This is a genomic window from Microbispora siamensis (assembly GCF_016863095.1).
Classification (GTDB): Bacteria; Actinomycetota; Actinomycetes; order Streptosporangiales; family Streptosporangiaceae; genus Microbispora; species Microbispora siamensis.
This window is the reverse complement of sequence record NZ_BOOF01000031.1, coordinates 22,822-47,498: the sequence shown is the minus strand read 5'-3', so window position 1 is coordinate 47,498 and position 24,677 is coordinate 22,822. Positions and strand designations below refer to the sequence as shown.

The 24,677-nt window shown below is 71.0% G+C and carries 24 protein-coding genes; 10 read left to right on the top strand and 14 right to left on the bottom strand.

The features are described 5' to 3' along the window. Positions 1-32 precede the first annotated feature (32 nt). The gene (locus tag Msi02_RS25495; RefSeq protein ID WP_239108696.1) at positions 33-650 is read left to right on the top strand and encodes an HAD family hydrolase; all 618 of its coding nucleotides are present in this window, start codon (positions 33-35) and stop codon (positions 648-650) included. 73 nt (positions 651-723) lie between these two features. Here the strand turns inward: Msi02_RS25495 and Msi02_RS25490 are convergent, their stop codons facing one another. Both Msi02_RS25490 and Msi02_RS25485 read right to left on the bottom strand, forming a co-directional pair. Continuing rightward, positions 724-942 (bottom strand): HAD family hydrolase, encoded by a 219-nt coding sequence (locus Msi02_RS25490; protein ID WP_239108695.1) that lies wholly within the window; start codon positions 940-942, stop codon positions 724-726. Positions 943-1,063: 121 nt separating this feature from the next. Further along, positions 1,064-1,723: a TetR/AcrR family transcriptional regulator gene (locus Msi02_RS25485; RefSeq protein ID WP_204050605.1), complete on the bottom strand. Its 660-nt coding sequence runs from the start codon at positions 1,721-1,723 to the stop codon at positions 1,064-1,066. Positions 1,724-1,798: 75 nt separating this feature from the next. Between Msi02_RS25485 and Msi02_RS25480 the strand changes: the two genes are divergently transcribed. Both Msi02_RS25480 and Msi02_RS25475 read left to right on the top strand, forming a co-directional pair. Beyond that, positions 1,799-2,599, top strand: a complete 801-nt coding sequence (locus tag Msi02_RS25480; RefSeq protein WP_239108694.1) for a class I SAM-dependent methyltransferase — start codon at positions 1,799-1,801, stop codon at positions 2,597-2,599. Positions 2,600-2,733: 134 nt separating this feature from the next. Beyond that, complete coding sequence (locus Msi02_RS25475) at positions 2,734-3,549, top strand: glycerophosphodiester phosphodiesterase (RefSeq protein WP_204050604.1); 816 nt, start codon at positions 2,734-2,736, stop codon at positions 3,547-3,549. A gap of 40 nt (positions 3,550-3,589) precedes the next feature. Here Msi02_RS25475 and Msi02_RS25470 read toward each other — a convergent pair whose 3' ends face one another. After that, the gene (locus Msi02_RS25470) at positions 3,590-4,657 is read right to left on the bottom strand and encodes a spore photoproduct lyase family protein (protein WP_204050603.1); all 1,068 of its coding nucleotides are present in this window, start codon (positions 4,655-4,657) and stop codon (positions 3,590-3,592) included. Between the two features lie 38 nt (positions 4,658-4,695). Further along, a complete protein-coding gene (locus Msi02_RS25465) occupies positions 4,696-5,475 on the bottom strand; it encodes a DNA-formamidopyrimidine glycosylase family protein (RefSeq protein WP_204050602.1) in 780 nt (259 codons plus the stop codon). 43 nt (positions 5,476-5,518) lie between these two features. Between Msi02_RS25465 and Msi02_RS25460 the strand changes: the two genes are divergently transcribed. From Msi02_RS25460 to Msi02_RS25450, 3 genes are all read left to right on the top strand, one after another. After that, the gene (locus Msi02_RS25460) at positions 5,519-6,007 is read left to right on the top strand and encodes a nucleoside deaminase (RefSeq protein WP_239108693.1); all 489 of its coding nucleotides are present in this window, start codon (positions 5,519-5,521) and stop codon (positions 6,005-6,007) included. 191 nt (positions 6,008-6,198) lie between these two features. Further along, positions 6,199-6,636, top strand: a complete 438-nt coding sequence (locus Msi02_RS25455; protein WP_204050600.1) for a histone-like nucleoid-structuring protein Lsr2 — start codon at positions 6,199-6,201, stop codon at positions 6,634-6,636. 330 nt (positions 6,637-6,966) lie between these two features. Further along, the gene (locus Msi02_RS25450) at positions 6,967-7,884 is read left to right on the top strand and encodes a TIGR03619 family F420-dependent LLM class oxidoreductase (RefSeq protein ID WP_204050599.1); all 918 of its coding nucleotides are present in this window, start codon (positions 6,967-6,969) and stop codon (positions 7,882-7,884) included. Positions 7,885-8,169: 285 nt separating this feature from the next. Here the strand turns inward: Msi02_RS25450 and Msi02_RS25445 are convergent, their stop codons facing one another. Next, complete coding sequence (locus tag Msi02_RS25445; RefSeq protein ID WP_204050598.1) at positions 8,170-8,412, bottom strand: hypothetical protein; 243 nt, start codon at positions 8,410-8,412, stop codon at positions 8,170-8,172. Between the two features lie 83 nt (positions 8,413-8,495). On the opposite strand from Msi02_RS25445, the gene Msi02_RS25440 reads away from it, so the two are divergent. Both Msi02_RS25440 and Msi02_RS25435 read left to right on the top strand, forming a co-directional pair. Further along, a complete protein-coding gene (locus Msi02_RS25440) occupies positions 8,496-9,377 on the top strand; it encodes a DUF7710 domain-containing protein (protein WP_204050597.1) in 882 nt (293 codons plus the stop codon). A 451-nt stretch (positions 9,378-9,828) separates the two neighbouring features. After that, the gene (locus Msi02_RS25435; protein ID WP_204050596.1) at positions 9,829-10,149 is read left to right on the top strand and encodes a hypothetical protein; all 321 of its coding nucleotides are present in this window, start codon (positions 9,829-9,831) and stop codon (positions 10,147-10,149) included. Positions 10,150-10,313: 164 nt separating this feature from the next. Here Msi02_RS25435 and Msi02_RS25430 read toward each other — a convergent pair whose 3' ends face one another. Genes Msi02_RS25430 through Msi02_RS25410 form a run of 5 tightly spaced genes read right to left on the bottom strand, consistent with a single transcriptional unit; the run spans position 10,314 to position 17,951 of the window. Continuing rightward, positions 10,314-11,297: a DUF2804 domain-containing protein gene (locus Msi02_RS25430; RefSeq protein ID WP_204050595.1), complete on the bottom strand. Its 984-nt coding sequence runs from the start codon at positions 11,295-11,297 to the stop codon at positions 10,314-10,316. Continuing rightward, positions 11,294-12,979, bottom strand: coding sequence for a glycoside hydrolase family 2 protein (locus Msi02_RS25425; RefSeq protein WP_204050594.1), 1,686 nt, complete (start codon positions 12,977-12,979; stop codon positions 11,294-11,296). The genes Msi02_RS25430 and Msi02_RS25425 overlap by 4 nt, the downstream gene beginning before the upstream one ends. Continuing rightward, complete coding sequence (locus tag Msi02_RS25420; protein ID WP_204050593.1) at positions 12,969-15,008, bottom strand: alpha-galactosidase; 2,040 nt, start codon at positions 15,006-15,008, stop codon at positions 12,969-12,971. Before Msi02_RS25420 ends, Msi02_RS25425 begins: the two co-directional genes overlap by 11 nt. Continuing rightward, complete coding sequence (locus Msi02_RS25415; protein WP_204050592.1) at positions 15,005-16,636, bottom strand: glycoside hydrolase family 13 protein; 1,632 nt, start codon at positions 16,634-16,636, stop codon at positions 15,005-15,007. Before Msi02_RS25415 ends, Msi02_RS25420 begins: the two co-directional genes overlap by 4 nt. Next, entirely contained in the window at positions 16,626-17,951 is a 1,326-nt protein-coding gene (locus Msi02_RS25410) for an MFS transporter (RefSeq protein WP_204050591.1), read from the bottom strand. The genes Msi02_RS25415 and Msi02_RS25410 overlap by 11 nt, the downstream gene beginning before the upstream one ends. Positions 17,952-18,027: 76 nt before the next feature. Here Msi02_RS25410 and Msi02_RS25405 point away from each other — a divergent pair, with 76 nt between their 5' ends. Next, positions 18,028-18,666, top strand: a complete 639-nt coding sequence (locus Msi02_RS25405; protein WP_204050590.1) for a TetR/AcrR family transcriptional regulator — start codon at positions 18,028-18,030, stop codon at positions 18,664-18,666. Positions 18,667-18,710: 44 nt separating this feature from the next. Here Msi02_RS25405 and Msi02_RS25400 read toward each other — a convergent pair whose 3' ends face one another. Together Msi02_RS25400 and Msi02_RS25395 are read right to left on the bottom strand one after the other, a co-directional pair. Continuing rightward, positions 18,711-20,021: an MATE family efflux transporter gene (locus tag Msi02_RS25400; protein ID WP_204050589.1), complete on the bottom strand. Its 1,311-nt coding sequence runs from the start codon at positions 20,019-20,021 to the stop codon at positions 18,711-18,713. Positions 20,022-20,144: 123 nt separating this feature from the next. Next, positions 20,145-20,885 (bottom strand): TetR/AcrR family transcriptional regulator, encoded by a 741-nt coding sequence (locus Msi02_RS25395; protein WP_239108692.1) that lies wholly within the window; start codon positions 20,883-20,885, stop codon positions 20,145-20,147. An 86-nt stretch (positions 20,886-20,971) separates the two neighbouring features. Here Msi02_RS25395 and Msi02_RS25390 point away from each other — a divergent pair, with 86 nt between their 5' ends. Then, positions 20,972-21,325: a hypothetical protein gene (locus Msi02_RS25390; protein ID WP_079319020.1), complete on the top strand. Its 354-nt coding sequence runs from the start codon at positions 20,972-20,974 to the stop codon at positions 21,323-21,325. A 44-nt stretch (positions 21,326-21,369) separates the two neighbouring features. Here Msi02_RS25390 and Msi02_RS25385 read toward each other — a convergent pair whose 3' ends face one another. Both Msi02_RS25385 and Msi02_RS25380 read right to left on the bottom strand, forming a co-directional pair. Continuing rightward, positions 21,370-22,380 (bottom strand): hypothetical protein, encoded by a 1,011-nt coding sequence (locus Msi02_RS25385; RefSeq protein WP_204050588.1) that lies wholly within the window; start codon positions 22,378-22,380, stop codon positions 21,370-21,372. 434 nt (positions 22,381-22,814) lie between these two features. Then, positions 22,815-24,218, bottom strand: coding sequence for a cellulase family glycosylhydrolase (locus tag Msi02_RS25380; protein ID WP_204050587.1), 1,404 nt, complete (start codon positions 24,216-24,218; stop codon positions 22,815-22,817). Positions 24,219-24,677 lie beyond the last annotated feature (459 nt).

Sequence of the window (24,677 nt, the reverse complement as noted above, 5' to 3'; positions counted from 1 at the left end):
GGGGGAGCGGCCACGCATGGTATGCATGGGCCGTGACGATCCCCCGGCCGTACGACGCGATGCTGTGCGACTTCGACGGTGTCATCCGCTTCCACGACCAGTCGGAGCTGATCGAGCTGGAACGGGCCATGGGCCTGGCCGAGGGCACCACGGCGAAGGCCGTCTTCGCGCCCGAGGTGGACCGGCCGGCGCTGCTGGGGCAGATCACCGTCGAGCAGTGGATGGAGGCGGCCGAGGCCGCCCTGGCCCTCCAGGTGCCGCGGGAGCAGGCCCGCACGCTGCTCACGGCGTTCGTCAAGGCGCCCGCCCGGGCGGACGAGGACGTGCTCGGCCTGCTGCGCCGGGCCCAGGCGCACGTGCCCGTCGTGCTGGTCACCAACGCGACGCTGGATCTGGAGGACGACCTCGCCTGGCTGGGCCTGAGCCACTTCGCCGACGAGGTGGTCAGCAGCGCGCGGGTGGGAGTGGTCAAGCCCGACGCCCGGATCTACGAGATCGCCGCCGAGCGCGCGGGTGTGCCACTCGGGCGGTGCCTGTTCGTCGACGACCGGGCGGAGAACGTCGAGGCGGCCAGGGCGCTCGGCATGACGGCCGTCCTGTTCACCGGCGTGCCCGACCTGGAGACGGCGCTCGCACCGCTGCTGGACTGACCCCCGGCCGAGCCTCTCCGCAGGGGTTGACGCGCTCCCCGGCCTGAAGAGCCGGGGATTCAGCCCGTGCGAGTCATGCGGCACCTCTGTGGGCGCCCGCGCGGGTCGCGGCGATCTCGAACAGCCCCCGGTCGGGCTTGCGGACGCCTTCGGCCTCCGAGACGGCCCACCCGTCGACGACCTCGTCGAGGCCGATCCGCCGGATCTTGCCGAGCTGGTTGTCCGCCCGCCCGTTGGTGACGATCGCCACCCGCCAGCCCGCCGTACGCAGGCGGGCCAGGCCGTCGCGCACCTCCTGCGGGCAGCGGACGAGGAGGCCTCGTCGTGGTCGACCAGTGTGTTGTCCAGATCGAAGAGCGCCAGCCTCGTCACGCCTGATCACGTTACCCGGCCCGACTCCGGCGCTCATGTGATTACTTCTCGTCGGAGCGGTTCGCGGCGACCTTGGCGTAGAAGGGAACGGCTTGCGGTGCTCGCGACTCGGTCCGTACGACGCCGGCGACGACCGTGGTCACCATCTTGTGGACGGCGTCGGCCTGCGGCGGGCCGCCGTCCCGGTCGGCGAACAGCAGGTGTGAGGCTCCCAGCAGTGTGGGGGCGAGCGTGTCGACGTCGGCGTCCGCCGCGATGCGGCCGAGGTCGCGCTCGGCGGCGAGATAGGAGGCGAGCATGGCCGCGGCCTCGGTCAGGAGCGGCAGGCCTGGGCCCGGCCTGGCCTGGCGCAGCCGGGCGCGCAGGCCGTCACGGGAGATGATCAGGCCGACCACCGCCACGGCGACCGACCCGAACAGGTCGGTCAGCACGGCGGTGAGGTTGCCGGCGACGGTGCCGGTTCCGGCGGACTGACGCAGGGTGACGGCTTGTGCGTCGATCCTGGCGATGCCGTCGAGCACGAGTTCGGCGAGGAAGTCGTCGAAGTCGGCGAAGTGCCGGTGCAGGACGCCCTTGGCGCAGCCCGCCTCGGTGGTGACCGCCCGGCTGGTCAGCGCGCTCGGCCCGTCCCTGAGCAGGACCCGCTCGGCGGCGGCGAACAACTGCTCCCGCGCGTCGCGGAGGGCAACCCCCGTCGGCACCGTTCCATCCCTCCTGTCCGTGCGTCGAGTTTATCCGAATTGACTAGTGGGCACTTGCCCACTCATAGTGGGCGCATGCCCACTTCTGTTTCCGAGAACGAACCACACAAGGCCAGGGGAATGGCGGAGTCGTTCGGCGTGGACGTCGAGCGGTACGACCGGACCAGGCCGCCCTATCCCGACGCGATGGTGGAGCGCATCGTCGCCGCCAGCCCCGGATCCGACGTCCTCGACGTCGGCTGCGGCACCGGCATCGCGGCCCGGCAGTTCCGGGCGGCGGGCTGCACGGTGCTCGGCGTCGAACCCGACGCGCGGATGGCGGACTTCGCGCGCCGTGACGGGCTCGAGGTCGAAGTGGCGACCTTCGAAGCCTGGGACCCCGCCGGTCGCACGTTCGACGCGGTCGTCGCCGGAACGGCCTGGCACTGGGTCGATCCGGTCGCCGGCGCGGCCAAGGCGGCCGAGACGCTGCGTCCCGGTGGCCGGCTGGCGCTGTTCTGGCACGTGTTCGAGCCCCCGCCCGCCGTGGCGGAGGCCCACGCCACGGTCTATCGGCGGGTGATGCCCGGCTTCCCGTCCCAGGGCCGGCCTGCGTGGCCGGCCCTCGACGGCTACCGGCCGCTGCTCACCAAGGCAGCCGACGGGATAAGGGACACGGGTGCGTTCGGCGACCCCGAGGAGTGGCGGTACGACTGGCAGCGGTTCTACACCCGCGACGAGTGGCTGGACCAGATGCCGACATCCGGCGCCCTCACGCGGGTCCCCCCGGACACGCTGTCGGAGATGCTCTCCGAAGTCGGAGCCGCGATCGACGCGATGGGAGGCGGTTTCACGATGTCCTACGTCACAGTGGTGGTCACCGCGGCGCGCCTCTGACCGTTACGGGCGGGATGCCCGGAGACGGGGCGATGCTCACCGAGCCGGCACCAGGTCGCCACCGGGAAATCAACTGCGTGTAATGGTGTGTGGTCAAGTTCTCCTCGTAGTCGCTCCCGACTCCGAGGAGAACCATGCGCCGGCGACTCGGCCTCATCGCCGCGATCGTCCTGATCGCCCTCACCTCGATCGTTCCCGCCACGGCGGCGTCAGGGCCTCTGGTCGTGGCCCATCGCGGCGCGTCCGCGTACGCGCCGGAGAACACCGTCGCCGCCTTCGAACTGGCCCGCGACCAGGGCGCGGACATGTTCGAACTCGACGTCCAGGAGACCAGGGACCACCACCTGGTCCTGATGCACGACACGACGCTCGGCCGTACGACCGACGCGGAGGAGGTCTTCCCCGGCCGGGCGCCGTGGCGGGTCGGCGACCTCACACTCGCCGAGATCCGCAAGCTCGACGCCGGCTCGTGGTTTTCACGAAAGTACGCGGGGGAGGCGGTGCCCACGCTTGGCGAGGCGCTGCGCGCGATGCGCGGCAGCGGGCTCGGGCTGCTGCTGGAGATCAAGGAGCCCCGGCTCTATCCCGGCATCGAGGCCCGGGTGGCGGAGGAGATCGGGCGCGATCCGGCCTGGCGCGGCCGGGTCGTCGTGCAGTCGTTCGACTGGGACTCGATGCGCCGCTTCCACCGCCTCATGCCCGGGGTGCCGATCGGCCTGCTCGGCACGCCGCAGGTCGCGGACCTGCCCGGCCTGGCCCGGTTCGCCGACCAGATCAACCCGCCGTACGCCGACGTCACGGCGGAGTACGTCCGGCGCGTCCACCGGCTGCGCATGAAGGTCCTCGCCTGGACCGTGGACGACCCCGCCGCCGTACGCCGCCTGATCGGCGCGGGCGTGGACGGCGTCATCACCAACAGACCCGACGTCGTACGCGAACTCGCGGGATGACGGCGGCGCTCAGACGCGCTCTCGCGCTGCCGGAGGGCGGTCAGAAGGCGTAGCGGACCCGGCAGTACGGGATCTTCTCGGCGATCAGGTCGGTGAGCGCGGTGACGTAGCGGCCCTTGTGGCCGGTCTTGTAGCGCACGTTCCAGCCGCCCGTCTGCGAGCGCTTCGGCTGCTGGAGGTCGGGACGCCACAGCACCTCCTCGGCCTTGGGATGCCACCCGAGGTTGACCTCGTGCAGCCGGTCGTTGTGCGTGAGGAAGATGACCTCGGCGGCGAGCTGGGCCCGGGCCGCCGGGCTCAGCGCGTCGTCGAGCTGCCCGAGCAGCTCCGCCCAGTCCTCCAGCCAGCCGTCGCGTACGACCACCGGGCTGAAGTTGACGTGCACCTCGTATCCCGCCTCGACGAAGTCGTCGATGGCCGCGATCCGCTCGGCGACGGGCGAGGTGCGGATGTCGAGCAGCTTGGCGTCGGCGGCCGGCATCAGGCTGAAGCGAACGCGCGTACGGCCTTGCGGGTCCCAGCCGAGCAGGTCGCGGTTGACGTACTTGGTGGCGAAGCTCGCCTTGGCGTTCGGCAGGCCGCGGAAGAGGCCGACGAGGTCGCGCACGTTGTCGGAGACGGTCGCGTCCACCGAGCAGTCGGAGTTCTCGCCGATGTCGTAGACCCAGGCGTGCGGGTCCACCTGGTTCGGCTCGGGCTTGACGCCCTGCCGTCCGGCGTGCCTGGCGAGATAGCCCGTGATCTTGTCGATGTTGGCGAACACCGTGATCGGGTTGCTGTAGCCCTTGCGGCGCGGCACGTAGCAGTACGCGCAGGCCATCGCGCAGCCGTTGGCCGTCGAGGGCGCGATGAAGTCGCTCGACCGGCCGTTCGGCCGCGCCGTGAGCGACTTCTTGACGCCGAGGACCAGCGCCTCGGTCTTGATCCTGACCCAGCGGGCCACGTTCGCCTCGTCCCCGTACAGTTCGGGGATGCGGTGGTGGGCCTCGATCTCGACGCGCTCGGCATCGGGGAACCGCTCCAGGATCTCCTTGCCGCGCGGCAGTTCGGCGGCGGCGGGCTCGACGTAGACGCGGCGGATGTCCAGCAGTCTCAGGCCTTCGTTCACCTGGGTATAACAACTCGACAAAGGTGCGACTTCCCAGGTCAGATGGCATGCAGGTGCTGGTCGGCCGGGCACGCGTACGCCGTCCTCGAGGCCAGCGTCCAGGTCCGGACGGCGGCTCCGCAGCGGCGGCAGCGCGCACGTTTGTAGACCCACCGCTCGTCCGGCGCGTCCGGATCGCTCACCACCTGTCCGGCGTCGCGGCCCAGCGCGAGGTAGCGCACCGCGGTGTCCCACAGGCGCCCCGCGGCCTCCGTGCCGATGTCGCGGGCGCCGGGGTCGAGGCCGGTGAGGAAGAGCAGTTCCGCCCGCCAGGCGTTGCCGATCCCCGACCACACGCTCTGGTCGAGCACGGCCGCGCCGACCGCGGTGCGGGCGGCGAGCAGGCGTCGTACGGCCTCCTCCCGAATGACATCCCGCTCGGCGTCCCGGGCGGTGTCACGGCGCAGCGGGTCGGGGCCGGTCGCGGCCCGCAGCGCCGCCAGGGCCCGCTCGTCCATCGGCTCGCAGCGGGCGGGCGCGATCAGGTCGAACGCCGCCTCGCCGGTCGCCAGCCGCAGCCGGGTGCCCTTGCGCGGTTCGGCCGCCGGGTCGTCGTACCGCAGGAAGAGGCCCTGCATGCCGAGGTGCACGTGGATGGGCGGGGCGTCCTCCAGCCAGTAGAGCAGGTGCTTGCCGAGCGCCTCCACGCCCTCGACGACCCTGCCGTCGTACGGCCGCGCGTCGAACCTGCCCTGCGGGCTGGTGGCCCTGACCACGCGCCCGGCGAGCGCCTCGTGCTGCTCGTCCGCGTAGCGGTGGACCAGATGCCCCTCCGGCATGCCCCTCGCCCTACCCGCCCCGCTCGGAGATACCGTTTCGATCGTGAGTTACGAGCCGACATCTGAGGAACTGCGGCACCTGCGCCGCTGTGTGGAGCTGGCGAAGGAAGCGCTGGAGGCGGACGACGAACCGTTCGGCTCGGTCCTGGTCTCCGGGGACGGGAAGGCGCTGGCCGAGGACCGCAACCGGGTGGCGGGCGGCGACCACACGCGGCACCCCGAGTTCGAGCTGGCGCGCTGGGCCGCGGGGAACATGACGCCGGAGGAACGCGCGAAGGCCACGGTCTACACCTCCGGCGAGCACTGCCCGATGTGCGCGGCGGCGCACGCGTGGGTGGGGCTGGGGCGGATCGTCTACGTGGTGTCGTCGGCCCAGCTCGCCCAGTGGCTGGCCGAGTGGGACGTGCCGCCCCCGCCGGTGCGTACGCTCCCAGTCGGCGAGGTCGCGCCCGGTGTGCGGGTGGCCGGGCCCGTGCCCGCGCTGGTGGACGAGGTCCGCGCGCTGCACCGCCGCCTCCACACCGGTTCCTGAGCGCTGTCTCCTCTGCATCCTGGTACGGGCCCGTTTCCCGGTGCCGTCTTGGCCGTCGCCGGCCACCCCGCCGAGGTGAGCATGGAGGAGCTGCGCAGGCTGGTCGTCGACGGGAAGGCGGGCCGGTGAGGGAAGCACCAGTAGGATGCCACGGTCCAGATAGACGGAGATCCACCCTGGAAGGGCTGCACGTGGCGCAGAAGGTGATACTGGTTGACGACCTCGACCACTCCGAGGGCGACGATGTGGCGAGACGGGAGTTCCCGCTGCTGAACCGGACCTTCGCCATCGACCTGTCCGACGCGAACCAGCAGCGGCTGAGCGAGGCCCTCGCGTTCATCGAGGAAGTGCTGGAGAACGCCCGTGAGGTGAAGCAGGCGACGCGGTCGAAGAAGGCCGCCGACACCTCCCCGCGTCTGCGCGGCTACACCCTGACGGACGTGCGCGAATGGGCCCGCGAGCAGGGGCTGGACGTGCCCGCGCGCGGGAAGATGGCCGACGAGGTCATCGAGCAGTTCATCGCGGCGCATCCCGATGCCGCCGCCGAGGACGCCGCCAGCGAGGACTCCCGCGGTGAGTCCGCCGCGGACCACACGGAGAAGCCCGCGGAGGCGGCCGTCGGCGCCTGAGCGGACGTCCGGGGCGGACGCCCCGGAGTCGGCGTTCCAGCGCTGAGATCGGAATTCGCCCGGCCCGGCCGGCCGCCGTCACAGGCAGCCGGACCGGGCGTCCGCTCGACCTGCCGATGTCCCTTACGTTCGCCGCAGCCGAGGAACGGCGCGCGGGAACCTTCGTCCTGCCGGTTTCGACCACGGTCCACAGGTAACCCCAGCCTTGGGACGCTCTTGGGCCCTGAATCCCGGCTTGTCCAAGTTTTCCGCAAGCGGGCCTTCCTAGCGTCTCCGCCGACGCCCGATCAGGGCCATCTTCTATCGGCGCAGTTGCGAAGGAAAAGACCCATGCGGCTCGGATACACGGTCCCTCAGTACGGCGCGTTCGCCGACCCGGAATTCATCCGGCGGGCGAGCACGGATCTCGAAGCGATGGGCTACGACAGCCTGTGGGCGGGCGACCGCATCCTGCTCCCGCTGACGCCCAGCGATCCGTACCCAGGAGGGGACGGGACGGTCCCCCCGGCGTTCGGGACCTTCTTCGACCCGCTCACCGCACTGACGCTTGCCGCGGTCAGCACGCGGGAGATCCGGCTGGGGACCAGCACACTCAACGCGCTGTGGCAGCCGCCCGTCCTGCTCGCCCGTACGCTGACCTCGCTCGACCTGCTCAGCCACGGACGGCTGGACGTCGGCATCGGTCTCGGCTGGCTCCGCGACGAGTACGCCGCGACCGGGGTGCCCTGGCGGGGAAGGGGAGACCGGCTGGAGGAGACGCTCGACCTGATGGAGGCCGTCTGGACCGGTGAGGTGGTCGAGCACAAGGGCGCGCTGTGGACGGTGCCGCCGTCGCACATCGACCTCAAGCCCTGCCAGCGGCCGCGACCGCCGATCCTGCTCGCCGGGTACACGCCTCCGGCGCTGGAGAGGGTCGGCCGGCGGGCCGACGGCTGGCTGAGCGCGGCCATGCCCATGCCCTACCTGACCGCCCTGTGGGGCCTGGCGCTGGAGGCCGCGTCCCGCGCGGGCAGGGATCCGTCCGCTCTGCGCATGGTGGTGCGGGTCAATCCGGCGATCACCGACTCGCCGGCGCCCGCCGACCAGGTGCCGCACGCGGGAACCGTACGGCAGCTCGCCGACTACCTGCTGACCCTCGCCGAGGCCGGAGCGCATGAGGCGTTCGTCGATCTTCAGACGACGACCTCTTCGCGTGAGCAGTTCCTCGACGTCGCGCACGCGCTCGTCACCATGCTGCGCGCGGGCTGAGACCGCGATCCGCACGACAGATTTCATCGAGCAGGCACCGGTCACCCCGCTCATCACTCGTTCCCGCATCGCTGTGTGCCTGTCGCGCCGCCCGGCCCATTGCGAGCCCTTGCGAGAGTTGCGTGTCATCACCGCTCTCGAGAACGTGACGGGGCTGCGTGAGAGGGCCGAGGCTTATACGAATGAGCAGCGAAAGACGGGTGCGCACCTGCCCTGGCCGTCCGCACCTGATGTTGTAAGGACGGGGCGGAGATCGGCGCCGGCGGCGTACGCCACTGATCGCGCCTAGGCGGTTTTGCGGTCGGCGGATTCCTCGTAGGCGCTCCTCAGGAGCGCAAGCACCTCGTCACTGATGTCGCACTTCAGGTAGTTGTTCTGACCGATCTGGCCGGGAAGTCGTTCGTCCAGGCGAACCAGTGTGTTCGGCGCCTCGGCTTGGATGCCGCTGACCGCTCGGCTTGCCGGCTGCGCGAAGGTCGTACGTCGGATTGCACGCGCGGACCTCTGGAGCGCGCCTTGGTCTGTCATGATCGAATGCGATGAGCAGTGGAAAGGACTCCGATTCCGTTCTGGGTGAGGCTCGCCGGCACCACCTGAGGCAGGTGAACGGTGTGCTTCGTCGCCCTGGCATGTACGGCAGGGATGAGACGGCGGAACGGCTTCTGCTGGAGGCGATGGCTGCCCTGGACGAGAGCCTGACGCGGTGGTGGGCGGAGTGCGATCGACTACGCGAACGCGACGCATTCGTCGCGACGGGCGTCATGGGCGCCTACAGCGACATCCTTCCCGCCGACGCCTTGCGCGATGCCACGGCGTCCGTCTACGCCGAGATCGCTCATCGTCTCGGCTGGCTGGAGCTGGATCGGGCGCTGTCGGCGGCGGAGTATCAGCGGTTGAGCGCCGACATCGGCGGGTGGGTGACGCAGGACCGCACGCTGACCGAGGTCATTGAGACGTTCGGGCCCCCGTCGCTGTGGATCGGCGGAACCAACCCGTTCTACTCCAAGACCCTCGCCTACGTCACCGCCAATCGCGACGACGACCTGATCTGCCTTCACCTGTGGAACGCCTTCGCGAACACCGCACCCGAGACGGGTCTGCGGGGCGTCCACCCCGAACCGGTGGTGCTCGCCGTACGTCATCGGCCAGGCCCTTTCCCCGGCGCCTTCTCGTTCACGCCGGAGGGCCTGCGCCGCAGGCCCAGCGACGACCAGTGCAGTCCGCTCAGGCCAGCCGTCTGGATCTTCCACGGTGAACACGCCCGATACGCCTCCGGCGTGTTCGACACGCTGGACGCCGGACTCGCCTGGGCAGCCGAGCACCAGGTGACCGGGATCCTGGCCGAGTACCCTCACGGCGGCGCCTACGACGTCGCAGTCAGCGAAGGCCGCTTCACACCATCGAAAGCGCACCACGGCACCGCCGATCACGTCGCCACCTTCAGCCCGGGGTTACGTCATATCCACCTGACCGGCGGCCGTCCAGACCGATAGACGCCCGCTCATGCCGCTGACCGCGCGCCTGCCGGTTGCGAAGCGGCTGCGCCGGCTATCCGCCGGTGGTCGCTGCTCTGTACACGCAGTACGAGACATCGAAGACCGCACGGACGTGCCGAGGGTTCGCGCCTGGCGGTGCGGCCCGCCCCGCCGAGCGGGACACCGAGATCGCGGGCGGCCAAAGGCTGCGGTCGGACGACGCCTGCCGCCCTCCTAAGTAGGCGAGTCCAAAATCGGACATTAAGGGATGAAGGCGACATAAGTGCTCCGTGAGGGCTCTCAATCGGACAATGCGGCATTAAACACCGTAGATCGCCGTTTGTTGCTCGTTCTGCCGGGAAACAATGACGTCGCGGGGCAATGACCACTTAACGGTCATTATGCGACATTCCTTCTCATTTAGGGATGACGCACACATTAGGCAGTTGATCCTTTAGAGGGGGACGAAATGCCCAAGCTCAAGAAGGTCATCGCCGGACTCGCACTTTCCACCGCGCTCGGCGGTGGTGCCCTCGCCGCGGGCGCCACGGCCGCGAGCGCCTCGACCGCCCCAACTGGCTGGGGTTGTACCAACCCGTGTACCGATGGGTTCAACAACACCTTCGAAAACGTCGGCTTCCGGAACGAACCCTTCCAGCACGAGTGCTTCCGGAACGAATGCTCGCGGAACGAATGCTCCCGCTCGGACCTCGACGACATCCTCTGGGACGTCTGCGTCGCGGGCCACTGCTCCAACGTACTCCCCGAATTGGTCGCCTGTGTCAATTAGAAGGCCGGCCTGACGGCCTGCGGAATGAAGCCGGAAGCGACTCATTCCGCGGAGCAGGGACAAGGGCTCCGGCGACTGAACCGCCGGAGCCCAGGCTCTGCCCCTCCACGACTACCCGTTCGCGACGTGCGTGGAGGGGCACGAAGGCGTCCGGGCCCGGTGGATCACCAGCGGTTGCGGGCCTCCTCGGCCCAGCCGGTGAGGCCGTCGAGGTTCACCCAGGCGCCGTCGTCGGCCCGGGCCCGCCCGGAGAAGTGGCCGAAGCACTGGTGCGTCTCGTTGCCCACCAGGCCGAGCTCGGTGCGGGCCGCCTTCTCGTGGAACGGGTGGAACTCCACCTCCACCCGGGGGCCGGTGATCTGCCACGGCCGCAGCCAGTCGGTCCGGTCGTACGACCACTCCAGCTCGTCGCCGATCTTGTGCAGGCGGCCCCCGACGAACAGGGCGTTCTCGGTGGAGCCGGTGCCGTCGGTCCACTTGCCGCCGAGCTGGATCGCCCGGCCGGGCCCGCTGCCCGCCGCCCAGTTCCACGTGATCGAGTACGGCCACTTCCCGCGGCCGTGGTCGAGCACGGCGAACGAGTCCGCCTCGTCGACGGTGAACTCGGCCGACTCCAGCCGCAGCCGCCCGCGCACCGGACGGCCGACGTCCTTCACCGTGTACTGGAACCGGTTCGGCCCCCACGGCACCACCACGCCGAGCGACTCGTGGCCCTCCGGCAGCGGCACCTCCAGATCGAGCTCGACACCGGGCGCCACGGCCCGGATCGCGGTGCCGGAAACACCCTGCTCGATGTCGATCGTCACGCCGCCGCCGCGTACGGACGCCGTCCCGGCGCCGCTGCGGTCGGGGAAGACGGCGCCGCGGGCCAGCGGCACCACGACGTCCTTGGCGAGCTCCACACGGGTGTCCCGGTCGAGCACGTACACCCCGTTCACCGCGGCGTAGTCCAGTGACGACGCGACCAGGCCGACGATGTGGCGGGGGGTGACGATCCCCCAGTATTCCCAGCGCTTGCGCCGTCCCCAGCCGCGCAGGTTGCCCCGGTGCAGAGGACGGCGGGTCCAGCCCACCGCGCAGGGGTTGAGCCGCCCGTCCGGCAGGCACAGGTCGACCGGCTCGGTGATCTCCCGCTCGTGCGTGATCACGCGAACCTGAGCCTTTCCGTGATCGAACGTACGAGGTCCTCGGGGAGTTTGAGCACCGCCCTGTCGTAGGTGAGCAGGCCGTTGATCTCGTCCTCGACGTCGGACACCTGGGTGTAGACGGTCGCGCTCAGACCGCGCGCGACAGCCGGGATGATCTGCTCCTCGTGCAGCCGGGCGAACGCCTCGCCGAGCGCGTCCGCCGTGCGGTACCGGCGGTAGCCGAACTCCTTCTCGCCCCGGACGTGGCCCTCGACGCGCAGGCTGTATCCGCCGTACTCGGACAACACGAGCACCCGGCCGTCGGGTCGCGGCGGGCGGAACCGGCGGAAGTAGACGTGCAGGCTGCGCAGGTCGCCCGCGCGCTGGTCGTGCCAGCCGCTGGCGTGGTCGACCGTACGCGTCGGGTCGAGCCGGGCGACCTCCGCGGCGATCCGCGCGGCGTCGAACTGGCCCCAGCCCTCGTTGAACGGCACCCAGACCGCCAGGCTCACCACGTTGCGCAGGTGCTCGATCGTGGCGCGCGTCTCGGCCTCGAACGCCGTACGGCCCGCCGCGTCGGCCCGGCCGAACCGGCGGTGGCGGCGGTCGTCCATCCGGACGAAGGGCAGGAACGCGGGTGTGGTGATCACCCACGGACGGTACGGCTCGCCGCCGTTGACCATGTCCTGCCAGACGAGCATGCCGAGCCGGTCGCAGTGGTGATACCAGCGCAGCGGCTCGATCTTGATGTGCTTGCGCAGCATGGTGAAGCCGAGCCGCTTCATCGTGGCGATGTCGTGGATCATCGCCTCGTCGGACGGCGGCGTGTAGAGGCCGTCCGGCCAGTAGCCCTGGTCGAGCACCCCGGCGTGGAAGTACGGCCGGCCGTTCAGCAGCAGCCGGGGGACGCCGTCGGCGTCGGGCCCGACCGAGAAGGAGCGCATGCCGAAATAGCTCCGCACGCGGTCCGCGCCGAGCGACACGGCGACGTCGTACAGAAAGGGATCTTCTGGGCTCCAGGCGCGCACCTCGGGCAGGGGGACCCGCACCGGCCGCTCAGCCGGCACCGTGACCCGCGCGACCGCTTCGCCTCCGGCCGAGATCTCGACATGCGCCTCTCCCGTGGGTGCGTGGACCGTCACCTCCACGCAGGAGTCGCCGAGCAGCGGGGTCAGCGTGAGCCGTTCGACGTGGACCTCTGGGACGCGCTCGGTCCAGACCGTCTGCCAGATGCCCGACTGGGCGGTGTACCAGATGCCGCCGCGCCGCAGCCGCTGCTTGCCCCGCGAGCCGTTCCCGGTGTCGTCCCGCACGGCGACGACCAGGACGTTCTCCGACGGGCGCAGCGCGTCGGTGACGTCGAACGAGAACGGCAGGTAGCCGCCGGTGTGACCGCCGACCTCGTCGTCGTTGACCCACACCCGGCAGGTCTGGTCGACCGCGCCGAAGTGCAGGATCACCCGCCCGTCGGCGAAGTCGTCCGGCAGGTCGAACCGGCGCCGATACCAGAGGGTCTCCCCGGGAAGCAGTTGCCGGTTCACTCCGGACAGCGGCGCCTCAGGCGAGTACGGCACGAGGATCTCGCCGTCGTACGTCTCGGGGGCGTAGTCCCTGATCGCGTACTCCCAGCGGCCGTTGAGGTTGAGGTAGCTGTCGCGGACGAGCTGGGGCCGCGGGTATTCCGGGAGCGGGTTATCCGACACGGGTGAGCCTCTTCAGTTCGCTGGTGGCGTCGAACGGCCACGGCCGGGGCAGCCCGTGGCTCATCAGCAGCGTGCCGTGGTGCGTCTTCCCGGTGTCCTCGTCGCGGTAGACGCCGTCCGGGTCCAGGCCCTTCAGCCGTACGGGGGCCGTCACGCGGACCAGCGTGGTCGGCCGCCAGGAGAACACCACGACGTGCGGATCGAGGGTGTACTGCACGGCCCAGTCGGCGAGGCGGTCCATCCGGCCCTCGTGGACGACCGGGCGGATCAGCTTGTACTGCTCGACGAGGCGCTTCGCCTGCTCCAGGTCGGCCGGGCTCCAGCGCAGCAGGTCGCCGCCGATGCCGAGCGCACCGGACATCGCGACGTGGAAGCGGAAGGCCAGCGGCGTCGGCCGGCCGGTGAGCGCGTTGGGGCTGTCGGTCACCCAGGCGCCCATCGTGCAGGCCGGATAGACCTGGCCGTAGCCGTGCTGGATCGCGATCCGCTGGGCGGCGTCGGTGTTGTCCGAGGTCCAGATCTGTTCGGTTCGGGCCAGCATCCCGAGGTCGGCACGGCCCCCGCCGCTCGCGCAGCCCTCGATCGTCAGGTGCGGGTGGGCCGCGCGCAGCCGGTCCATCACGGCGTACACGTTCCTGATGTACGGCACCCACACCTCGTCGCCGGCCTCGGTGATCGGCCGGTTCATGTCCCACTTCAGGAACGCGATGTCGTTGTGCGCCACCAGCTCGTCCAGCCGGTCGTACGCCCACTCGGCGACGTCGTCCCGGGAGAAGTCGAGCAGGAGCTGGTCGCGTATCTCGGTCGCGCGCCGGTTCGGCTGGCGCAGCACCCACTCGGGGTGGGTGCGGTAGAGCTCGCTGTCGGGATTGACCGACTCCGGCTCCACCCACAGGCCGAATGCCATACCGAGCCGCTTCACGTGGTCGATCAGCGGGGTGAGGCCGTCGGGGAAGCGGTCGGGGTTCGGCCACCAGTCGCCCAGGCCCGCCGTCTCGCCCGTACGGCCCGCGAAGGCGCCGGCGCGCCCGCCGAACCAGCCGTCGTCCATCACGAACAGCTCCACGCCGATGCCCGCGGCGAGCTCGGCCAGCTCCATCTGCTGGTCCTGGGAGATGTCGAACTCGGTCGCCTCCCAGGAGTTGTAGACCACCGGCCTCACCCGGCCGGGCGCGGGCAGCACGTGGCGGCGGACGTGGTCGTGCCACCGGTGACTGACCCCGCCGAACCCCTCGGCCGAATAGATCCCGGTGAACGCCGGCGTCTCCAGGGATTCGCCGGGTCCGAGCCGCCAGGTCACCCCCTCGTGCCCGAACCCGCCGCTCCAGCCCGCGCGGCCGTCGTGGTCGCGCTCGACGGTGATGCGCCAGCTTCCGCTCCAGGCCAGCGCCGCGCTCCACACCTCGCCGCGGTCCTCGGTCGCGTCGCCCGCGTCGAGCATCACCCACGGGTTGGCGTGGTAGCCGCTGTGCCCGCGCCTGCTGGTCAGCACGGTCTCGGCCACGGCCAGGGCCGTACGCCTGACCTGGAACTCCGCGCCCCACTCGCCCGTGACGTGGGTCAGCCGGTAGTCCTCGCGCCGCGGAACCGCCCAGGCCGCCGAGTCGCAGCGCAGGACCGTGATCGGCCCGTCACCCGTGTTGCGCAGGGTCGTCCAGCGGCCGACGGCGTCGCTGTCCGGCCTGACCAGGTAGTGCAGGTCGATCTCCAGCGGGTAGTGCCGGTCGGCCATCCTGATCGTCAGGTGGCCGCCGTCGACGTCGTCGCCTTCGATGTCGTGACCGACGTGACGCCATTCGACCCCGCGTACGGCGTCGCCATACCTGACCTGCAGGCCCGCCACGCCGAACCGGCCGCCGCCTTCGACGGGCAGTTCCTCGGGGCCGGCGGGCAGCGCGCGGGCCTGGCCGAGCGTGAGCCGCGGCCCCCAGTGGGCACAGCGCGGCGCGCCGTCCGGCCCGAGCCGCACGGCGTACGCGCTGGACGGGGTGGTGAGCAGCCACAACCCCGGTTCGGTTTCGATGGTCACGACAGCCACACTCCGGTGTCGGGCGGCAGCAGGTCGCCCTCGAGCGGCCCGCTCGCGAGCAGCACGTCGTGGTGCCAGGCGAGCGGCACCGGCTCGGCGCCGAAGTTCACCATGAGCGTGAAGCCGGGGTCGCGGGCGAAGGCCAGCACGCCGGGAGGCGTGTCCAGCCAGGTCAGGTCGCCGTCGCCGAGCGCGGGGTGGTCGCGCCGGATGGCGAGCGCGGCGCGGTAGAGGTTCAGCGTCGAGCCGGGGTCGTCCCGCTGCGAGGCCACGGTCAGCGCCGCCCAGTCCTCCGGCTGCGGCAGCCAGGTGTCGCCGCCCCCGAAGGCGTACGGCGAAGCGGCGCCGGACCAGGGGAGGGGCACCCGGCAGCCGTCCCTGCCGATGAACGTGCGCAGCGTGCGCTCGAACATGGGATCCTGCCGGGCCTCGTCCGGAATGGTGAGATGCTCCGGCAGGCCCAGTTCGTCCCCTTGGTAGATGTACGCCCCGCCGGGCAGTGCGAGCAGCAGCAGCGCCGCCGCACGTGCGCGCCTGGTGCCCAGCTCCACGTCCACGTCCATCCGGCCGAGCAGCACCTCCGGGGTCGGCGCGCGGACCAGGTCCTGGTCGACGCCGAACCTGGTCACCATGCGCGGCACGTCGTGGTTGCCCAGCACCCACGGGATCGACCCGCCCGTCTCACGCGCCAGCCGGTGCGACCGGTCGATGACCGTACGGAACTCCTCGGCCGACCACGGGGCCGGCATCAGGCCGAAGCCGAAGAGCTGGGCCAGCCCGTCTCCGGACAGGTAGGGCCTGGCCTGGTCGGGATGGCCGAACCACATCTCCGCCACCGTGCCGCGCGCCCCGGGGTAGGAGTCGAGGATCTTCCGCCAGGACCGGTAGAGGTCCAGCAGCTCCGGCTGGTGTTCGTACGGCACGGGCGCGTGACCCGGGGTGAGCGGGCCGCCCTGGCTGCCGGGGACCACGTCGGGCAGCCCGTCCTGCTTGAACAGCATGTTGGCCACGTCGATCCGGAACCCGGCCACGCCCCGGTCGAGCCAGAACCGCAGCACCCGCTCGAACATGGCGACCACGTCGGGGTGCCGCCAGTTCCAGTCGGGCTGCCCGGAGTCGAACAAGTGCAGATACCACTGCCCGTCGGGCACCCGGGTCCAGGCCGGGCCGCCGAACACGGACTGCCAGTTGTTCGGCTCGTCACGGAAGACGAACCGGTCGCGCTCGGGGCTGCCGGGACCGGCGGCCAGCGCCGCACGGAACCACGGATGCTCGGCCGAGCAGTGGTTGGGGACGATGTCCACGATCACCTTGATGTTCTTCGCCGCGGCCGCCGCCACGAGCGCGTCGAAGTCCGCGAGCGTGCCGTATCGGGGATCGACGTCGCAGTAGTCGGCCACGTCATAGCCGCCGTCGGCCAGCGGCGAGGGGTAGAACGGGCTCAGCCAGATCGCGTCCACTCCCAGGTCGGCCAGGTGGCCGAGGCGGGAAAGCACGCCGGGCAGGTCCCCTTCGCCGTCGACGTTCGCGTCGGCGAAGCTGCGTGGATACACCTGGTAGACCACCGCGTCACGCCACCAGGCGCCCTGGTCGTACGGCTGGGCGGGGCTCTCGGTTTCAGCGGACACCGCGGATCCTCCAGATCAGACAGGCCCCGAGCGTGGCGAAACCCGCCGCCACGCCGTACATGAGCGGGTAACCGCCGGCCGAGGTGACCAGGGGTGCGGCGATCACCGGGCCGAGCGTGTTGGACGCGGAGTTGGCCAGGCTCACGATGCCGAGGTCCTTGGCCCGGTCGGCGTCGGCGGGCAGCAACTGGGTGACCATCGCCTGGTCGACGGCGGCGAACATGCCGTAGCCCGCGCCGAGCAGGACGGACGCCGCGATGGCGGCGGACCAGCTCGTCAGGATCGTCAGCACCAGTCCCGACGCGGCCATCGTGAGGCCCCCGACGAAGACGGCGGGCCTGCGGCTGCCGTACCGGTCGGACAGCCAGCCCGCGAGCAGGGTCGGCACGACGCTGCTCAGCGTGAACACCGCCACGAGGACCACGACGCCCTGCTCGACGGTCGAACCGGGGAAGAGCCGCTCGTAGTGGACGGCGTCCCGCAGGTAGTACTGCAGGTAGCCGATCGCCATCGCGAGCGTGAGGGTGATCATCAGCCGGCTCGTCCAGGCCCAGGCGAAGTCGGGATGCCTGCGCGGGCTCACCCACAGGCGGCGCAGGAAGGACCGCAGGTCGAAGGGCGGCGACCCCGCCGTGCCAGCGGCGGCGGCGACGGGTGCGGCGGCACGCGCGGTGGTTCCGACGGTGACCGCGGCGGTGGCGGCGGCAGGCATTTCCGCGGGTTCGCGGGTGAACAGGCCGAACGGCAGCACGAGCAGCAGGATCAGCGCCGCCATCGAGAGGAATCCGGCCTTCGCGCCGGTCAGCAGGACGGTGGCCACGACCCCGCCCAGCAGCGGCCCGGTCAACTGGCCCACGCCCGCCAGCGCGGACACCTTGCCCCGCTGACGGACGGGCACCTGGTCGGGCACGGTGGCGATCGCCGCGGCCAGGGCGGCGGTGAACGCCAGTTGGGCCACCGCCCAGCCGACGACCAGTCCGGCCAGCGACTCCTGCCAGGCGAGGAACACCAGGGACGCGGCGCAGACCAGCGCTCCCCCCACGATCCACGGACGGCGCCGGCCGAACCGGGAACGGGTGCGGTCGGACATGGCGCCGAACAGCGGGTTGGCGATGATCGTGCAGACGGCGCCGACGGCGAACACGGTCGCCAGCGACGCCTCCTTGTGCGCCGGGTCGATGTGCGCCACATGGGAGGGCAGCAGGATCTGGTTGCCGACGGTCATCGCCATGATGACGCCCATCTGGGCGAGCGCCAGCAGGGTCATCCATCCGGTGGTCACCCGTTCGACGGGCGTGACGCGCACCTCGTCCATGCGGTTCCTTCGAGGTTCCAAAACATGAGAGGGTGCCACGTTAGAACATGACAGGGCGTTATGTTAAGACTGATCGGTGGACAATCCCGGCGTCCGGCGGCGGCCGGTCCAGAAGCGCAGCATCGACAGGGTCGAGCGCATCCTCGACGCCTGCGCCCGTCTCCTGGACGAGGTGGGCCTCGACGCGCTGACCATCGTCGACGTCGCCAGGCGGGCCGAAGTGCCGAGCGGCACCATCTACCAGTTCTTCGACGGCAAGCCCGGCATGCTGCGCGAGCTGGCGCTGCGCAACCTGGAGCTGCTGCTGGTGCGGCTGCGCCGCCGAGTGGCGGCGGAGGCCGCGGAGGGCGCGCTCACCTGGCCGCGCGCGGCGGAGCTCGTCCTGCTCGAGACGGTCGAGATGCGCAGGACGGTCCCCGGCTACACCGTGGTCGACTTCGCCGACACCCGGCCGGGCGGGCCGACGTTCCTGCCTCCGGGCGAGGCGAAGGAGGGCGGGGACGTGCTGGCCGAGCGGCTCTACCACTTCGCGCTGGACGAGGCCGGGCTGCCGCCGCTGCCCGATCCGTACCGCGTGATGCGGCTGGCCATCCAGGCCACGGCGGCCGCCCTCCAGCTCGCCTTCACGGCCTCACCGGAGGGCGACCCCGCCATGATCGAGCAGGGGCGCAGGCTCCTGAGGGCCTACTTCGCCGACGTGTCCTCGCGCGGCTGACACCCCTGGCATGTCGACGGGAGACCGGGCCGTTCGCGCCCGGATCACCGTACGGCGCCGACCACGGCCCAGCGGCCCGACCTCAGCCGGGCCAGCACGGTGATCAGTCGGATCAGCAGGAAGGCCGACAACCCCGACCAGATCCCCACCAGACCCCAGCCGAATCGCAGCGAGGCCCACACCACCGGCAGGAACCCCAGCACCGCCCCGCTCGCCGTCGCCGTACGCAGGTATGCCGCGTCCCCGGCGCCGAGCAGCACTCCGTCCAGCGTGAACACGACGCCGCCGATCGGCTGCAGCGCGACGAAGAACCACCAGGCGCCGGGCAACTCGGCCAGCACCGTCGCGTCGGTGGTGAACACGTGGGGGAGGAAACCGGCCAGCGCCGCGAACACCACGCCGAGCAGGGTTCCGAAGACCAGCCCGCAGCCGGTCACCTGCCAGGCCAGGCGGCGCGCGCGGTCCGCGTCGTTCGCGCCGAGCGCGGCCCCGACCAGCGCCTGGGCGGCGATGGCCAGCGCGTCGAGGACGAAGGCCAGGAACATCCACAGCTGGAACACCACCTGGTGGGCGCCGGCGGCCGCGGCGGAGGTGTGGGCGGCGACCGCGGTCGCCGACACCCAGCACGCCTGGAAGGCCAGGCCGAGCAGCACCAGGTCGCGCGCCAGGCCGAGTTGGGCGCGCATCGCGGCCGGAACCGGAGCGAGCGGCACGCCCTCGGCCCGCAGCGCCCGTACGAACAGAGCCGCGGAGATCAGTTGCCCGGCCACGTTGGCGACCGCCGAGCCGTCGATCCCCCAGCCGAGCCCGTACACCAGCACCGGGCACAGCGCGGTGGAGACGACGTTGCCTGCGAGCACGTAGCGCAGCGGGCGCCGCATGTCCTGCACGCCGCGCATCCAGCCGTTCCCGGCCATGGTGATCAGGATCAGCGGAGCGCCGAGCAGGGCGATCCTGAGCCAGCTCACCGCCGCGTCGGCGACCCGGCCGTCACCGGTGAGCAGACCGGCGACCGGCACGGCGAGCAACTGTCCCGCCACCGTGATCACCAGTCCTGCGATCGCGGCGAGCCAGGTCGCCTGCACCCCCTCGGCCACGGCGTCGGCCCTGCGGCCCGCGCCGTGCAGCCGGGCCGCGCGGGCGGTCGTGCCGAAGGCCAGGAACGTCATCTGGGAGGAGATCTGCGCCAGCACGATCCCGCCGACCGACAGCCCCGCGAGCGGCACCGCGCCGAGGTGGCCCACCATGGCCGTGTTGACGAGCAGATAGAGCGGCTCGGCGGCCAGAACCCCGAGCGCGGGCACGGCGAGCGCGAGTATCTGACGCAGCGGGGCCCGGCCCACGTGCTCACCCATGCGTTCCTCCAGAAGGGGCCGGCCGACGCCCGGCGAGCCGTATCGGCCCGCCGCGACATCGGGCGGCAGGAACGCAATTGTCTTGCTATTGCCAATAGTTCGCAACAAGCTTCCCGGCTGCGGTCAGCGGTCACCGGTTCCTTGAGGCGCCGTGGTTCCTTGATGCGCGGTCGGCCCGGCGCCGGCCCGCCGTACGGGACGAGTGGCGGAGGTGGGTGAGTCCAGGACGTCGTGCAGGCTGAGCCGGGCGGGCGGCGGGAGGGGGTCGGCCTGTTCGGCGCGGAAGGAGCCGAGCAGGTAGGCCACGAGTCGCCGGGACGCGACCCCGGCCTCCCCTGCGGAGCCGGCGACGACGCCGCAGTTGGCCATGAGCAGCAGGGCGAGGTCGTCCGGCGAGAAGTCGGCACGCAGCCGCCCGGCCGCCTTGGCGCGTCGCGTCAACTCGGCGAAGGCCTGTATGGCGCGGTCGCGCTCCCGCTCTATCTCGACCGCCTCGGGGAACGCCGCGACGAAGGCCGTGCCGAAGCCGCGGTCGGCGGCCTGCATGCCGCAGATCTTTTCGATGGCCGTACAGAACCCGCGCCACGGGTCAGGATCGGCCAGCGCGTCGTCGACGACCGACACGCACGCCTCGAACTGATCGGCGAACACCTCGGTGACCAGCGCTTCCTTGGTGGGGAAGCGGCGGTAGAGCGTCGCGACCCCTACACCGGCGTGCCGGGCGATCGCGGCCATCGGCACGTCGAGACCGCGGTCGGCGAACAACCGGCGGGCGACCTCGACGATGCGGTCGCGATTCTGCCGGGCGTCGGCGCGCAGTCCCACGGCCCCCTCGGCCGGCATCCGAGATGCCTCAGCGCTCATGTTTCTCACTTCGGACTAAGTGGACAAGGGTCTCCACTTAGCAGGTTACGTTGGCGGCGAGAGACACCCTTAGTGATGGAGGTTCTGTGCGATACCGGAGGCCGCTTCCGAGGCGAGCGATCGACCGTTTCAACTCCTGCGTCCTGACGTTGCGCGCGTCTCCCCGGTGGGGCGGGCTGATCAGCAGGCGACTCACCGTCGTCACCTACACGGGACGCCGCTCGGGACGCACCTTCAGCACGCCCGTCGCCTTCCGGCGCGCGGGTGACACCGTCACGATCGGCGTCCAGCTCCCCGACGCCAAGACGTGGTGGCGCAACTTCCTGGGCGAGGGCGGCCCGATATCGCTGCAACTGGACGGGGTCGAGCGCACCGGACATGCCGTCGCCAGACGCGACGAAGCGGGCCGCGTGACCGTCACCGTCCGCCTGGAGCAGTGACAGGCCGGCCCTCGCCGAGGGGGCGAGGGCCGGCCTGCGATCGATCAGGACGTGGGAGTCGGGGTCGGCGTGTCCGTGCCGGTGGGCTCGGGGGTGGGTGCGGCGCTGTCCGTGGGAGGCGCGGTCTCCGTGGGGGTCGTGACCGGGCCGGGTGTCGCGGCCGGCGGTTCCGTGGGAACGGCCGTCGGCGTCGGACAGGGCTCAGGGGCGCGCCAGGTGGGCTTCCCCGAGCGCCACTTCAGCGAGTACGGCGAGCTCTTGCCGAGATACCACAGCCGCTTGCTCGGCCGCGAGAGGTCGAAGACGTAGGCGGCCGTCGCCGTCTCCCCCTGAGGGGCGGCGGGTGTCGTCTCCTGGGTCTGCGGGGGAGTGGAGTTCGTCTCGGCGGGGGGAGCGGGGGTCGTCGAGGTGTCACTCGGAAGAGGAGCGGGGGTGCTTTCGGCGGGAGGCGTCGGCGTGCCCTCCGGGGGAGTCGGCGTGGTTTCGGGAGGCGTCGGCGTGCTCTCCGAGGGGGTCGGCGTGGTTTCGGGAACGGTCGGCGTGGTGGACGGAGGCGGAGCCGGGCTCTCCGGAGCCGGGCTCTCGGGGGCGGGGGCCTGCGTGCCGGGCTGGACGGACGCGATCACGGAGATCCAGGCGTCCTGCCGGATCTCGCCGCCCCGGCGCCCGGTGAGCGTCCGGGTGGAGTCGCCGATCGCGTACGACCGCTCGAAGCCGTCCTGGCTGCGAACGGTGATCGAGTCGTCCGCCACGGCGACGGCCTGCCCGGTCTGGGTGAACACCGTGACGGTGCCGCACCCGTCCTTGGTCGGCACGACCACCTCGCCGTGCAGCGCGCCGAGGAACGGGCCCACCAAGGGCACCTCGGTGGTGGGCGTCGCCGTGGGGGAGTCCGTGGAGATCTCCGTCAGGGCGGCCGTCGGCGTGATCGTCACGGTGGCCGTCACGACGGGCTCCGCGGTGTCGGCCGGCGGGGTGACGGGGGTGGCGGCGGAAGCCGCCGTCACTCCGACGCCGCCCGACGCCGTCAGCACGAACGCGGTCGCGAGGATCATGGGTTGGGAGATGCGCCGGCGCGGCCCGCCCGGTCCGGACAACAGTCCTTTCGGGCGGTGGGGGTTGGTCGGCTTCACCGTTCCTCCGTATCGTTCGATCCGATGGTCTCCGCCGCACGGGGCGGCGGTCGTACCGGAGCGCTCTGCCCCGATACCCGACTGAAGCGACTTTGTTGCCAAACTGTGTCACTTCCGAGGGATTGAGGAGACCTTCCCCATATCCGCCGAATCCATGCGGGGGAAATCCGCGGCCGTGAGGTGGTGTGGGCGCTTTCGGCAGGTCGCGGGGGACGAACCGATTTGAGATTCGGACGTCATCTGATGCGGCCGTGCGACGGGCGGCGGATGGCTCCGGCCCGGACGACGCGACCGCTCACGCGAGCACGGCCGCGGGCCGGGTGCGCGTCGCACCCGGCCCGCACTCGTCTTCTGGGTCAGCTCGCGGTGCAGGACAGCGTGGGAACGCTGTTGGTGCCGTTCCACGACCCGAGGAATCCGAAGGTCGTGGAGGCCCCGGCGCCGAGGCTGCCGTTGTAGCTCATGTTGCGGGCGGTGACGCCGGCCCCGCTGCCGGTGACCGTCGCGTTCCAGGCGTTGGTGACGGTCTGGCCGTCGGCGTAGGTCCACGTCACGGTCCAGCCCTTGATCGCCGAGCCGCCCGCGGTGACCGCGACCTCACCCTGGAAACCGCCGCCCCACTGGCCGACCACCTTGTAGGTGGCCGAGCAGCCGCCGGGCCTGGGCGACGGCGAGGCGCTGGGCGACGGTGACGGGCTGGGCGAAGCCGACGGGCTGGGGGACGGCGACGGGGTGGGTGACGGCGACTTCGACGGCGAGGCGCTGGGCGACGGCGAGGGGCTGCTGCCGCTGTAGATCGACGCCTCCTTTGCGGTCGCCTTGATGCCGTTGGCGCCGTTGAAGATCCTCGTGCCGAAGGCGGTGAGCTGCTTGGGGTCGAAGTTGACCGTCATGTCCAGGATCGGGTCGCTGTTGCCGCTCCACGACCAGGCGATCCAGCCGAGGCCGCGCGACTGCGCCTCGGACAGGATCGTCTCGTGGTCCACCTCGCCGGACTGGAACTGCCAGCCGAACTCGCCGATGACCAGCGGCCAGCCCTTGGCCTGGAACCGGTTGAGGTAGTCGACGATGCTGGAAGCGGTGTTGAACACGGCGTACATGTGGATCGACAGCACGGTGTTGTGCCGGCTGTCGGCGTCCAGGATCGTCTGGGCGTTGTCGCGCATGACGTACTGCCAGTCCTGGCCCCAGTTGGGCGCGTCGACCATCAGCAGATGCTCGAAGCCGTTGCTGCGCATCTTCTTGATCGCGTTCGCGGTGGCGTCGGTCCACTGGGCGGCGTTGGTGTTGCCGATCGGCTCGTTGCCGATGTTGATGACGACGTAGTTCTCCTGGCCGACCAGGGCGCTCTTCTGGCTGATCCAGTAGTCGACCGCCTCGTCCAGTGAGGCGGCGGCGCCCTCCTCGCCGTACCCGGTGGTGTCGTGCACCTCAAGCACGCAGATCAGCCGGTTCTGCTTGCACAGCGAGACCACGTTCGCGACGTCGTTCGACGGCCCCCACCGCTTCCCGCTGCCCAGCACGACACGTACGGTGTTGGCGCCGAGCGCCTTGATGTCGGCGAACGAACCGGTCTGGCCGGTGTACCAGACGTGGGGGTGGTTGACGCCCCGCATGATGAATTCCTGGCCGTTGGCCTCGACGATCTTGGTGCCGCTGACGTGCAGGCCCACGGCCGCGGACGCGGGCTGGACCGAGACCAGGATCGACGCGATGGCCGCGAGTACGGCGGCGCCGAGGGCGACGAGCTTGTTCTTCATGTACCTACCTCGTGGTGGGGGTCCCGACGGATGCCCCGGTGGCCGCGCTCACTGTGGCGACAGTGACTGATCCGAGGTGAGAAACCGCCCGCGACGGGGCGACCACGAGTAGGTGGGCGAATGTTCGCATGGACGGTTTTTCCTCCGGACACGGACAACCGGCCATGCACGACCAGGCGGGGACCCTGACCGTCCTACTCCCAGGTGCATGGAAATCTGAAAGGGAGGCTCACATACCCGCGGAAGCGCCGTCAATAGTTTGGACCCCAGAGAAATAAACGGCAGGTTGATCGGCGGGAACCGGTCGCCCCGGCCTCGGTCCCATCGGCGTCCTGCCGCTGCGCGACCCCCGACCAGGCGTCCCGACGGGAGTGGGATCTCCCAACCCGAGCTCAAAACTGACCAAAAGAACCAACTTGGTCAGTTCGTCTTCTAGCATTGGGTGGAAGCCGATGAGAG